Source organism: Thioalkalivibrio sp. ALE31, from assembly GCF_000377405.1.
Taxonomy (GTDB): domain Bacteria; phylum Pseudomonadota; class Gammaproteobacteria; order Ectothiorhodospirales; family Ectothiorhodospiraceae; genus Thioalkalivibrio.
Window position 1 is genome coordinate 357843 of sequence record NZ_KB905021.1, and the last position, 12069, is coordinate 369911.

The 12069-nt window shown below is 65.9% G+C and carries 13 protein-coding genes; 6 read left to right on the plus strand and 7 right to left on the minus strand.

Annotation, left to right across the window (positions count from 1 at the left end):
- Nucleotides 1-38 precede the first annotated feature (38 nt).
- Nucleotides 39-1121 (plus strand): glycosyltransferase, encoded by a 1083-nt coding sequence (locus tag D103_RS0105120; RefSeq protein ID WP_231366580.1) that lies wholly within the window; start codon nt 39-41, stop codon nt 1119-1121.
- 142 nt (nt 1122-1263) lie between these two features.
- Nucleotides 1264-2226, plus strand: a complete 963-nt coding sequence (locus D103_RS0105125) for a mitochondrial fission ELM1 family protein (protein WP_018876023.1) — start codon at nt 1264-1266, stop codon at nt 2224-2226.
- 13 nt (nt 2227-2239) lie between these two features.
- Here the strand turns inward: D103_RS0105125 and lpxL are convergent, their stop codons facing one another.
- A complete protein-coding gene (lpxL, locus tag D103_RS0105130; protein WP_255349393.1) occupies nt 2240-3169 on the minus strand; it encodes an LpxL/LpxP family Kdo(2)-lipid IV(A) lauroyl/palmitoleoyl acyltransferase in 930 nt (309 codons plus the stop codon).
- A 20-nt stretch (nt 3170-3189) separates the two neighbouring features.
- Here lpxL and D103_RS0105135 point away from each other — a divergent pair, with 20 nt between their 5' ends.
- The gene (locus D103_RS0105135; RefSeq protein WP_018876025.1) at nt 3190-4452 is read left to right on the plus strand and encodes a 3-deoxy-D-manno-octulosonic acid transferase; all 1263 of its coding nucleotides are present in this window, start codon (nt 3190-3192) and stop codon (nt 4450-4452) included.
- A gap of 73 nt (nt 4453-4525) precedes the next feature.
- Here D103_RS0105135 and D103_RS13785 read toward each other — a convergent pair whose 3' ends face one another.
- Complete coding sequence (locus tag D103_RS13785; protein WP_231366510.1) at nt 4526-5089, minus strand: SprT-like domain-containing protein; 564 nt, start codon at nt 5087-5089, stop codon at nt 4526-4528.
- A 380-nt stretch (nt 5090-5469) separates the two neighbouring features.
- Here D103_RS13785 and D103_RS0105145 point away from each other — a divergent pair, with 380 nt between their 5' ends.
- A complete protein-coding gene (locus tag D103_RS0105145; RefSeq protein WP_018876027.1) occupies nt 5470-5916 on the plus strand; it encodes a hypothetical protein in 447 nt (148 codons plus the stop codon).
- Between the two features lie 28 nt (nt 5917-5944).
- On the opposite strand, the gene rnd is transcribed toward D103_RS0105145, so the two are convergent.
- From rnd to D103_RS0105170, 5 genes are all read right to left on the minus strand, one after another.
- A complete protein-coding gene (gene rnd, locus D103_RS0105150; RefSeq protein WP_018865865.1) occupies nt 5945-7093 on the minus strand; it encodes a ribonuclease D in 1149 nt (382 codons plus the stop codon).
- Nucleotides 7086-7388 carry a DUF1244 domain-containing protein gene (locus D103_RS0105155; protein WP_018865864.1) on the minus strand — a complete coding sequence of 101 codons (303 nt, stop codon included), beginning with the start codon at nt 7386-7388 and terminating at the stop codon, nt 7086-7088. The genes rnd and D103_RS0105155 overlap by 8 nt, the downstream gene beginning before the upstream one ends.
- Before the next feature lie 98 nt (nt 7389-7486).
- Nucleotides 7487-7978: a rod shape-determining protein MreD gene (gene mreD, locus D103_RS0105160; RefSeq protein ID WP_018876028.1), complete on the minus strand. Its 492-nt coding sequence runs from the start codon at nt 7976-7978 to the stop codon at nt 7487-7489.
- Nucleotides 7975-8826: a rod shape-determining protein MreC gene (mreC, locus tag D103_RS0105165; RefSeq protein WP_018876029.1), complete on the minus strand. Its 852-nt coding sequence runs from the start codon at nt 8824-8826 to the stop codon at nt 7975-7977. The genes mreD and mreC overlap by 4 nt, the downstream gene beginning before the upstream one ends.
- Nucleotides 8827-9048: 222 nt before the next feature.
- Nucleotides 9049-10095 (minus strand): rod shape-determining protein, encoded by a 1047-nt coding sequence (locus D103_RS0105170; protein ID WP_018865861.1) that lies wholly within the window; start codon nt 10093-10095, stop codon nt 9049-9051.
- 140 nt (nt 10096-10235) lie between these two features.
- Here D103_RS0105170 and gatC point away from each other — a divergent pair, with 140 nt between their 5' ends.
- Both gatC and gatA read left to right on the plus strand, forming a co-directional pair.
- Nucleotides 10236-10523 carry an Asp-tRNA(Asn)/Glu-tRNA(Gln) amidotransferase subunit GatC gene (gatC, locus tag D103_RS0105175; RefSeq protein ID WP_018865860.1) on the plus strand — a complete coding sequence of 96 codons (288 nt, stop codon included), beginning with the start codon at nt 10236-10238 and terminating at the stop codon, nt 10521-10523.
- Between the two features lie 81 nt (nt 10524-10604).
- On the plus strand, nt 10605-12059 hold the full coding sequence (gatA, locus tag D103_RS0105180) for an Asp-tRNA(Asn)/Glu-tRNA(Gln) amidotransferase subunit GatA (RefSeq protein ID WP_018865859.1): 1455 nt from the start codon (nt 10605-10607) through the stop codon (nt 12057-12059).
- The last annotated feature ends 10 nt before the right edge of the window (nt 12060-12069 follow it).

The window sequence follows — 12069 nt, forward strand, 5'->3', positions numbered from 1 at the left end:
TTTCTTCTACGTCGACGCCTGTCTTGTTGGGGGCGCCGATGAAGATCGCTCAGATTATGCTGAGTCAGGGGTTTGGTGGAGCGGAGCGGTACTACGTGGACCTTTGCCGCGCTCTCGCCGATCGCGGCTATTCCGTGCTGGCTGTCTGCAGGCACGGATCGGTCGCCCATGGCGAACTGACGAAGCACGCGGCTATCGCCGTCGAACCCGTTCGTGTTCTGGGGGCCTGGGACCCACTGGCCCGGCGAGTGATTCGGCGTGCGGTCGGCCGCTTTGGGCCGGAGTTGGTGCACACCCATATGGCTCGGGGTGCCTGGCTGGGTGGAAGTGCGGCACGACAGCTGGGACTTCCTGTCGTCACGAAGCTTCATAACTATGTGAAACTCAAGTACTATCGATACGTCGACTGGTTCAACGTGACCACCTGCAGCCAGCGTGACTACCTCCTGAGCCATGGGATCGAACCGGACCGCATTCGGGTGATTCCGAACTTCTCGTCGTTTCCACCAAAGGATTGTGTAGAAGGTAAGACGGATTCTCGGCTAAAGGTTTGGGCAAGTTTTGGGCGTTTTGTACCCAAGAAGGGGTTTGACCTGCTATTGCGGGCCTTTGCCTGTTTGCTCACCGAGTATCCCGACGCACGATTAGTGCTGGCTGGAGACGGCGAAGAGGCAGAACGGCTCAAAGCGCTGGCTCTGGATCTGGGTATCGAAGGGTCTGTCGAGTTCCCGGGGTGGGTGACTGACATCAGGAGCTTTCTTGAACAGGCGGATGTTTTCGTATTGCCATCTCGTGACGAGCCATTCGGCATTGCCATCCTGGAGGCCATGGCGTGCGGCGTCCCGATCGTCTCGACGAAAACGAAGGGGCCGGTCGAGATTCTCGGTGAACCGTATGCCTTTATGTGTGAAGTCGACAGCATGGAAGATCTGTTGCGGGCAATGCGAAGTGCAGCTGGGTCGCCGGCTGAATCCAGAGAACGTGCCCAGTCTGCACTGGCCCGATACCGCGAGAACTATTTCGAGGGATCCGTGCTGCCGCGAGTTGTCGGCTTGTACGCCGATATGCTGGAGGCTTCGAGCGTCGGGCGCGATGGTGTCAAAGAGCCCTCGCATCCGTGAACCCGATTCGGCTCGCTAGATGGAGCGGAAAAGTGGTCTCGCCCGCGTTGATAGGCTGGGTCGGAAAAGCCGCAGGCTAGCGCAAGAGATGAGTGCCCATAGGGGGATCGATAATGGCTGATTCGCTTCAGAACTTTGCCCCATGATCGACGCGCCGCATTGCTGGACCCTGACCACTGGCGAGGCCGGGATGACCAGTCAGGTCCGTGGCCTGGCCGAGGCCGTCGGACTGCCCTACGAGCACAAGACGGTGGGTCTGCGACGCCCTTGGCGCTGGATGCCCGGCTCCTTTGCCCCGGGCGTGCTGCGGGGACTGACCGCTGACAGTGATGCCCTGGAGCCACCCTGGCCACGCCTGCTGATCTCTTGCGGGCGGCGGAGCGCCACGGTTGCCGTCGCCCTCAAGCGCGCCAGTCGTGGCGCCATCATGACTGTGCATGTGCAGGACCCGCAGATCTCTCCGCGCCATTTCGACTGGGTGGTGCCGCCGCGTCACGATGGGCTGGCCGGCCCCAACGTGATTGCGACGCGTGGCGCCCTGCACCGGGTGACGATCGAGCGGCTGGAGTCGGCGCGCGCGGATCTGGGGGGCGCCTGGGCGGCGTTTCCCCGGCCCTGGGTCGCGGTGCTGATCGGGGGTGCTACCCAGCGCGGTGATCTGGGGCAGGAACGACTGGATGCCCTGATCCGTGACCTGCGTTCGGCCGCAGAAGCCTCCGGGGGAAGTGTGCTGGTCACGCCCTCGCGGCGGACGGGCGCGGCCAGCACGCGACGACTGGTCGAGGGGTTGGCGGATGTTCCCGGGTTTGTCTGGGACGGGCAGGGCGAGAACCCCTTTATGGCAATGCTGGCAACAGCCGACCATATCGTGGTCAGTGCCGATTCCGTGTCCATGGTCTCGGAGGCGGCGGCGACCGGTGTCCCCGTATACACGGTGGCCCTGGGGCCGCTCGGCCGTCGCCTGCAGGCCTTTCACTCTGCCCTGGAGGCGGAAGGCGTGACCCGACCGTTTACCGGGGCGCTCGATCAGTGGTCCTACGCGCCGGTGAATGACACGCCGAAAGTGGCTGCGCATATCCGCCGCGAATTGGATCTGGAAGACTGATCGCGCGCGAGCCTCAGCCCGCGTAAGGATCGGGCATGCCCGCGCGCTTCTTGAAGCGCTTGTGGGTCCAGAAGTACTGGCCCGGGGCGTCCATCACGGCTTCTTCGATGATGTGGTTGATGCGCAGGGTGTCGGCGTAGGCGTCCTCGGTGGGGAAGTCTTCCACCGGGGGGTGGATGGTCACGACATAGTGGCCGTCTTCCCGGCGGTAGCCGAAAAAGGGCAGGACCGGGGCGCCGCTGACCCGGGCGATGCGATGGGTGGCCGTTTGCGTGTTGGCGGGTTCGCCGAAGAACGGGACCAGTTCGGTCTGGCGCCCGCTGGTGGCCTGGTCGGGCGCGTACCACACGGGCATGTTGTTGCGCAGGGTGCGTAGCAGTCCCTTGACGTCGTCGCGTGCGATTACGCCTGCCGTGTGGCGGTCGCGATTCACCTTGAAAAGGTGGTTGATCAGCGGGCGTTCGCTGGGCCGGTACATCGCGGCAAAGCGGCGGTGCAGGCCCAGCAGGCGCCCGCAAAGCTCGAGTGTGGTGAAATGGGCGCTCACCAGCAGGGCACCCTTGCCCTGTTCCAGCGCCTTGTCCAGATGCTCCAGTCCGTGGATTGTGTAATGCCCCTTGAGTTGCGTGTCGCGTCCCCACCAGGCCATGGCCATCTCCAGGATCCCCATGCCGGCCGCCTCGAAGTGCTCGCGCAGCCACTGTTCGCGCTGTTCGCCGGGCTGGTCGGGAAAGCACAGTTCGAGGTTGGTGCGGGCGATCGCACGGCGCTCGCGGCCGAAACGGTAGAACAGTCGCCCGATGCCGCGGCCGAGCGCCTGCTGCCAGCGGATGGGCAGCTGGATGACCAGCCGTGCCAGGCCGATGACCGCCCACATGGGCCAGGTGGCGGGACCGCGGGGTGGGCGTTCGGTCGCGCTCGATGGTTCGGGCCGTGCCGTCACGGATCGGAGTCTCCCTGCGAATGACCCGCGTAGTCTACACGGCGCTGCTTGCGTTGCTGACCCCCTTGTTGCTGATCCGCCACGGCTTGCGCAGCCGTCGGGCTTCGGTGCGTGTCCGGCTGGGCGAGGTCATGGGCTGGGCGCGCGCGCCGGAGCCGGCCGAGATCTGGATTCATGCGGTATCGGTCGGCGAGGTGCTGGCGGCGGAAGCCCTGATTCGCCGGCTGCTGGACGCCGGCCCGCGGCGCATTCTGGTGACGACCACGACGCCGACCGGTGCCGCCATGCTGACGGAGCGGCTCGGCGGTCAGGTCATGCATCGTTTCCTGCCACTGGACCTGCCCTGGCTGCAGCGCCGATTCCTGCGTGCCGTGCGACCGCGCGCCATCGTGGTCATGGAGACCGAGATCTGGCCGAACATGCTGGCGGAGGCGCGGCGTGCCGCGGTGCCGGTCGTGCTGGCGAACGCCCGGATGTCCGGACGTTCGGCCCGACGCTATGCCCGGATCCCGCGGCTGATCGCGCCGGCCATGAGCGGATTTGACTGGATTGCCTGTCGCAATGCGCTGGACCGGGAGCGCTTCGTCGCCCTTGGGGCCGTGCCCGATCGCGTGACGGTCAATGGCGATATCAAGTTCGACATCCACATCGAGGAGGACGATCGCCAGGAGGTCCGGTCTCTGCGTCCGGTGGTTGACGGGCGCCCGGTGGTGATTCTCGCCAGTACCCATGCCGACGAAGAGGCCCAATTGCTGCCGGGGCTGCACGCCTTGCGCGCTGAGTATCCACGCCTTCTGGTGATCGTGGCACCACGCCATCCGCAGCGGTTTCCCGAAGTGGCAGACCTGCTGGAACGTTCCGGGCAAAGCTTCATTCGCCGCAGCGAAGGGGTGCCGGATGCCGCCACGCATTTCTGGCTGCTGGACACGCTGGGGGAGTTGAAACGTTTCTTTGGCCTGGCCGATGTCGCCTTTATTGGGGGGTCACTGGTCGGTGTTGGTGGCCACAACCCGCTGGAGGCCGCATTGTGGAATTGTCCGGTCGTCATGGGGCCGCATGTCGACAACTTTGAACTTCTGGTGGAACGCATGGAGGCCGCGGATCTGCTATGGCGTTCAAGGAATGCCGAGGAGGCGGTCGCGCGGATGGCTGCGTGGCTGGGGGAGGATGAGTCCCGACGCGAGATTACTCGGCAGCGCGCAACCGCTTTTATTGCAGAGAATCAGGGTGCAACGGCGCGTTTACTGGAGTATCTGAACCGACATTCCTTCCCGGGACGATGACGGCGGGGTGCCGGGTTTTCATATGATCCCGGCGCGCCCGGATGCGTGTGCTTGATCGTGGGTGCGCGCGGTATCAGCTGCAACTCCTGCCGGAGCGTCGCAGCCACTGGCCGCATTGGCGGCATTGGTACCGATAGCCGCGCTTGTTAATGAGAAAGTGTCGGCGGGCGCTCAGGGGCTGGGGACCGCATCCGCATACATAGTCGTACTGGCGCATCGTGCGAGTGGTCAGCGCCGTCGCATGCGTGACACTCGGATTGGGGAAACCCAGCGCCCGCATCAGCCCTTTCCATTCGGGGCCATGGGGCCGAACCCTTCGTATGCCGTGGGCGCGGTAGACCAGCGAGTGGGCCACCTCGTGCGCCACCGTCTCGGGAAAATGCTGATCCCATTCCAGGCTGAAGGCTTCCGGATTGAAGCGCAGGGTTTCCGCATTCTTGCTCAGGCGCCATTGCCCGGCTGCCCGGCCTTTCAGATCAAATCGAATGGCCGGGAGGTCTTTGCCCGGTGTGCCTTCGATCAAATGATACAGCCGTGCCACCTCGTCACATATCTGCTTTCTCTTTTCAGGAGAAAGAGTGCGAGCGGACGCTTGTATTTCCTGCGTATTCTTATAATCTTTCTGGCATCGTTCCATGGGTTCGTATTATTCTGCCGTGGCCAAGGGAAACACTGGTTAATGTACACGCTCACGCTCGAGTCGCTTTTGTGTGCGAACAAGGCGCGGTGACTGCCGTGCAGTCATTCTGCACAAGGGAGCCGCAACGCCGTTCACGCACAAAAGCGGCCGAGCCCCTTCGGGGTTGGCACCCCAGGTTCCCCAATCCTGCGTTGCCGCCCTTGCCGGTAGAACCACTACCGGCTGCACACCGCGCCTTGGCTCGGAAAACCTGGGGAGCCAACGTGAGCGTGTACATTAACCAGTGTTTCCCTAGTTTTAGAGAATGGGGCGGGGTTATGAACCCCCTGTGGCCCAGACCTGTCATTGAATCGATTTTCAGAATCCGGGAGTGTTGCATGAGCATGGATAACAAGAAGGCCTCCGATCTTTCAGCCGAAGAACTCTACGCCCTCGCGCGCCAGCGGGAAAAGGAAGAGGCCGAGCGCAAGGAGGCCGAGCGCCGCCAGAAGCGCGAGAAGCTGATGGAAAAGCGCAAGGAGATGCTGGCGCGCCACCGCAAGGAGCTCAACGAGCTGGAGCGCCAGATCCGCGAACTGGGCGGCCGTGTGGGCCGAGCCGCCAGCACCGGCGGTGGTCGTCGCGGGCGGCGCGCCGGAGGCGAGTCGATCAGCCAGAAGCTGTGCGAGATTGTCGCGAAAAAGCCGGAGATGGGTATCAAGGAGATCAAGGCCGAGGCCGAGAAGATCGGCCTGGATACCAAGAACATCAGCCAGACCCTGGCCTACCTGAAGCGCCAGGGCCGGCTGAGCTCGCCGCGTCGCGGGATCTACAAGGCGGCCTGACCGCCCCGCAGATCCGCCCGTTCGATGCTCACGGGCGGATCTGCAAGCCCTCCTCCGTACGTGCCAGTTCGCCATCGCCCGCAAACCAGCGGGCGATGGTCTTTCCGGCGATCTCGTGGCGCCAGCCGCTGCCCAGGCGGCCGGTTGTGCCGTCCCCCTTCAGCAACTCGATGACATCCTTGCGCTGGGCGATCGCGGCGGCGGTGATCTGGTTGCGTCGCGCGCATTCGCGCAGCAGGGCCATGCCGATGTCGGCCAGGACCTCCTCGGCCTCGGTGAGCTTCGCCTTCTCCGGGAGCTGTGGCCATTCCTCACGCGGCAGGGCCTGGCCCTCGCGGATCGCCTCCAGCAGTTCTTCCTGACGCGGCGGCTTCATGCCGTCGGGAAAGCCCCGCAGCTGGTGCAGGGCCGCGGTGTCCTGAGGGGTGCGCCGGGCGATGTCGATCAGGATATCGTCGGCCAGGATCCAGCGTCGCGGGCGATCACTCGCCTGTGCGGCGCGTTCGCGCCAGGCCGCCACGGCCTTCAGCACGCCGCGCTCGCGCGGCTTGAGCCGCTTGACGCCAGAGACGCGCTGCCAGGCACCGTCGGGATCCGGTTCGTACAGGGCGGGGTTGCTCAGCGCCTCCATCTCCGGGCGCAGCCAGTGCATGCGGTCGTGGCTCTCCAGTTCATGCAGCAGGCGCATGAACACCGTGGCCAGAAAGCGCACGTCGTCCGCGGCGTAGTGGATCTGCTGTTCGCTCAGCGGGCGGCGTGACCAGTCCGTGCGGGTCTGGCTCTTGTCGAGGTCGCGGTCGAGGATCGCCTTGACCAGGTTGGCATAGCCGATCTGCTCGCCGTAGCCGAGCATGCTGGCGGCGATCTGGGTATCGAATACCGGGGCGGGGACGCGCCCGAGCTCGCGATACAGGACCTCGAGATCCTGTGATGCCGAATGGAAGACCTTGGTCACGCCGGCATCGAACAGCAGGGGCTCAAGCAGGCCCATATCCAGCCGCAGCGGGTCGACACAGGCGATCTGGTCGAGGGTGGCCAGCTGGATCAGGCACAGGCGCGGGTAGTAGGTCTTCTCGCGCATGAACTCGGTGTCCAGCGCGATCCAGTCGGTCCCGGCAATGGTGTCGAGAAAGCCCTGCAGGGCCTCCGGGGTCTCGATCAGGCCATGATCATGCATCGTGCGATTTCTGGCTGGCCTCGAATGCCGCCTTCTGCTCGGGGGTCGCTTCTTGCTGGTAGCGCGCCTTCCATTCGCTGTAGGGCATGCCGTAGACGATCTCGCGCGCCCCTTCGTAGTCGATCGACTCGCCGCGTTCCTCGGCGGCGGCCACGTACCATTTGGACAGGCAGTTGCGGCAGAAGCCGGCCAGGTTCATCAAGTCGATGTTCTGCACGTCCTTGCGCTCGTCCAGATGCTGCAGCAGGCGGCGGAATACGGCGGCCTCGATCTCGGTTTGCTTGTTCGTGTCCATGGCAGGGCTCCTTGTTTCGGGTTGGCGGGGCACAGTATGCGTGACCGTTCACGCTGCTTCGAGCCGGGCGCGGGTATGTGCACGAATCGGCGTCTCCCTCAGGTCAGGTGCAGGAGCCAGCGCCGGCGCACGTCGCGCAGCAGGAAAAAGATCAGCGGCCAGAGCAGGGCGCTGGTGATCACCGGGGCCCAGTACGTAATCCGGTCCGGTGGAAAACCGGTAATCCCCTGGGGCCACAGGGCCAGCAGCTTGTACAGGGCGACCAGGATCGCGACCACCATCATCTGCTGCCAGACCGGGTACACCCGCAGGCGCGGATGGATCTGCAGCACGATGTAGATGATCACCGCCAGGGCGATGGCGTTCTGCCCCAGCAGTTGCCCCATCAGGGTATCCAGCAGTAAGCCGGCGACAAAGGCGGTCAGGATGCCCACGCGGGTCGGAAACGCCATGGCCCAGTAGATCAGGACCAGTGCCAGCCACTCCGGCCGCGCGGGGCGCAGGGTCTCGGGGATTGGCACGATGGCCAGGGCCAGGGCCGCCAGCAGGGTCAGCGCCACCGGCCAGGGGATGCCGATGGCGCGGGTCATGGCGTTGCCGGCGCGTTGTCGTCCGGCTCGGGTTCCGGCGTGAATGCGCCCGGCCTTGCCTCCGCATCCTCATCCAGTTCAAGGGGGGCGATGCCCGGCATGATTCCCTCGGTCCACAGCAGCAGGACCTCCCGGGAACGGTCCAGCGCCGCCAGTGGCTCGGCCTGGATGCTCAGAAAGGGCTGGCCCTGCGGGCGCTCGACGGAGGTGACCCGGGCGACTGGATAGTCGGCCGGGAAACGGCCGCCCAGCCCGGAGGTCAGCAGCAGGTCGCCGGGTTCGACGTCTTCCTGCAGCGGGACGTGGCGCATTTCGAGGCGTTGCGGGTTGCCGGTCCCGACCACCAGCCCCCGCAGGCCCGTGCGCGCGCTGAGCACCGGCAGGGCGTGGCTGGGATCGGAGATTAGCAGGGCCACGGAGCTGGTCAGGCGGGTGGACAGGACCTGACCGATCACGCCATCGGCATTGATGACCGGCTGGCCCGCGTAGACGTCGTCCGCGCGCCCCTTGTTGAGCACGATCTGCTGGCGGAAGGGGTCCAGGTCCACGGCCAGCAGCTTGGCGATCTCGACGCGTTCCTCGGCCTGCTGCGCGGTATTGAGCAGGGCCCGCAGGCGGTCGTTCTCCTGCTGCAGGGCCTCGAAACGCAGCTGGCGGGCGCGCAGTTCGGCGTTCTCGCTGCGCAGGATGCGGTTCTCGGTGATCAGGTCCTCGCGGCGGGTGAACGACTCGAACACCCGGCTGACCGCCCGGACCGGTGCGTCCACCGCGACCTGCAGCGGGTAGGTCACGGTGGCCAGGGTGCTGCGGACAAACTGCAGTTCATTGACGCGGTGGTCCAGCGCCATCAGCGCCAGGCCCAGCAGGATGACCGCGAGCAGGCGCAGAGTGGGCGAGACACCCAGTCTGAACAGCGGCTTGCTGATGGCGTGACCTCCGGTTGCGGATCGCGTCGACGAGGCAGGGTTGCGGGGTGTTGTACCCGCGATCCTGCCGACCAGTTGCGGTCCGGAGTGTAACCCGAGTCACCGGCCGCGGGAGAGCCAGGGCTCCCGTGGCCGGAGTGGGGGTTATTCCATTGCCAGGAAGTCGACCCGCTTTTCGTCGAGCATCTCGAGCACGCGGCCGCCGCCGCGGGCGACGCAGGTCAGCGGGTCGTCGGCGATGACCACCGGAATGCCGGTTTCCTCCATCAGCAGGCGGTCCAGCTGCTGCAGCAGGGCGGAGCCGCCGGTCAGCACGATGCCGCGCTCGGCAACGTCCGCGCCCAGTTCCGGCGGGGTCTGCTCCAGCGCGGTACGCACGGCGGAGACGATGCCGTACAGCGGGTCCTGCAGGGCCTCGAGGATCTCGTTGGAGTTCAGGGTGAACGAGCGCGGCACGCCCTCGGCCAGGTTGCGGCCCTTGACCTCGATCTCCAGCAGCTCCTTGCCCGGGTAGGCGGAGCCCACCGCGTGCTTGATGCGCTCGGCGGTGGCCTCGCCGATCAGCACGCCGTAGTTGCGGCGCACGTAGGCCATGATGGCCTCGTCGAAGGTGTCACCGCCGATGCGCACGGATTCCGAGTAGACGATGCCGTTCATCGACAGCACGGCGACCTCGGAGGTGCCACCGCCGATATCCAGCACCATCGAGCCCACCGCCTCGTCCAGCGGGATGCCGGCGCCAATGGCCGCGGCCACCGGTTCCTGCAGCAGGTAGACCTTGCGCGCCCCGGCGCCGAAGGCCGATTCGCGGATCGCGCGGCGTTCCACCTGGGTCGCGCCGCAGGGCACGCAGACCAGCACGCGCGGGCTGGGCCGGAAGATCCGGCGTTCGTGCACCTTCTTGATGAAGTACTGCAGCATCTTCTCAGTGGTGGTGAAGTCGGCGATCACGCCGTCCTTCATCGGGCGCACCGTTACCACGTGCTCCGGCGTGCGGCCGAGCATCTTCTTCGCCTCGATCCCCACGGCCTCGATGGAGCGCGGGCCGCCCGGGCCGCGGTCCTGACGAATGGCGACCACGGAGGGTTCGTTCAGGACGATGCCCTGGCCGCGCATATAGATAAGGGTGTTGGCGGTGCCGAGGTCGATGGAGATGTCGTTGGAGAACAACCCCAGGAGGCGTTTGAACATGAAGAAGAAACCTGCTTGAGTGGGCGGGCGGGAAAGCCGTCGACTCTAGCAAGCGCCCGGGGTTTGGGCAACAACGGCTTTGTGGTAAGTTTGCGCTCCGTTTTGCCCGTTGAACTGAACGCAACAGGACCCTTCCCGCCATGTCCGTCGATACCTCCGAAGTCCGGCGCATCGCCCATCTCTCCCGTCTGGCCATGAACGACGATCAGGCCCGGGATTTCGCGGGAGGGCTGAGCGATATCTTTGCCTTTGTCGAACAACTGGATGGGGCGGCCATCGAGGGTGTCGAGCCGATGGCCCACCCGCTGGATGCCGAGCAGCGTCTGCGTCCGGATGCGGTCACCGAGCCGGACCGGCGCGAGGCCTACCAGGCGATCGCCCCGGCCGTCGAGGGCGGACTGTATCTGGTCCCGCGCGTGATCGAGTGATCCCCCGCGCGTGATCCACTCCACGTTGTCACCGTTCTGTTGAATCCGTCACGCTTCTAGCCAGCAAGAGTCCCCGAAACCATGGCCCAGGAAACCCTGTCCGGCTGGGTGCGCAAGCTCCAGGCCCGCGAGATCAGTTCGCGCGAACTGACCCAGCTGTATCTGGACCGGATCGAGCGCCTCGATCCGGAACTGAACAGCTTTATCACCGTGACCGCCGAGCAGGCGCTGGCGCAGGCCGACGCCGCCGATGCGCGTCTGGCCCAGGGCGAGCAAGCGCCGTTGCTGGGGGTGCCGATCGCGCAGAAGGACATCTTCTGCACCGAGGGCGTGCGCACCTCCTGCGGCTCGCGCATGCTGGATCCGTTCGTCTCGCCCTATAACGCCACCGTGGTCGAGCGCATGAATGCCGCCGGGGCGGTGATGCTGGGCAAGACCAACATGGACGAATTCGCGATGGGTTCGTCCAACGAGACCAGTTTCTACGGGCCCGTGCGCAATCCCTGGGATACCGGGCGGGTCCCGGGTGGTTCCTCCGGGGGCTCCGCCGCCGCGGTGGGCGCGCGCCTGGTGCCGGGGGCCACCGGCACCGACACCGGCGGCTCGATCCGCCAGCCGGCCGCGTTCTGCGGCATTACCGGGCTTAAGCCGACCTACGGCCGCGTCTCGCGCTACGGGATGATCGCCTTCGCCTCCAGTCTCGACCAGGGCGGGCCGATGGCCGCGACCGCCGAGGACTGCGGCCGGATGCTGAACGCGATGGCGGGCTTCGACGAGCGCGACTCCACCAGCGTCGAACGCCCGGCTGAGGACTTCACCGCCGGTCTGAACCAGGACCTCAAGGGCCTGCGCATCGGGCTGCCGACCGAGTTCTTCGGCGAGGCGGGCCTCGACGAGCGCGTGCGCGGCGTAATCGACGCGGCCATCGAGGTGCTCAAGGGCCGCGGTGCCGAGGTGCGCGAGGTCGGCCTGCCCAACAGCCACCTGTCGGTGCCGGCCTATTACGTGGTCGCCCCGGCCGAATGCTCCTCCAACCTCGCGCGTTTCGACGGCGTGCGCTATGGCTATCGCTGCGAGAACCCCGAGGACCTGATGGACCTCTACACCCGCTCGCGCGGGGAGGGCTTCGGCGACGAGGTGAAGCGCCGCATCATGGTCGGCACCTACGTGCTGTCCGCCGGCTACTACGACGCCTACTACCTGAAGGCGCAGAAGGTCCGCCGTATCATCGCCGACGACTTCCGCCGCGCGTTTGCGGACGTGGACGTGCTGCTGGCCCCGACCACCCCGGAACTGCCGTTCGCACTCGGTGCCAAGGCCGACCCGGTCAGCATGTATCTGTCCGACATCTACACCATCGCCGCGAACCTCGCCGGGCTGCCGGCGATGTCGCTGCCGGCCGGCGAGATCGACGGCCTGCCGGTGGGGCTACAACTGATCGGCAACTACTTCGACGAGGCGCGCCTTCTGGGCGTCGCCCATCAGTATCAGCAAGAGACCGACTGGCACACGCGTGTGCCGGCGGCCTTCGCCTGAGGATCGCCGC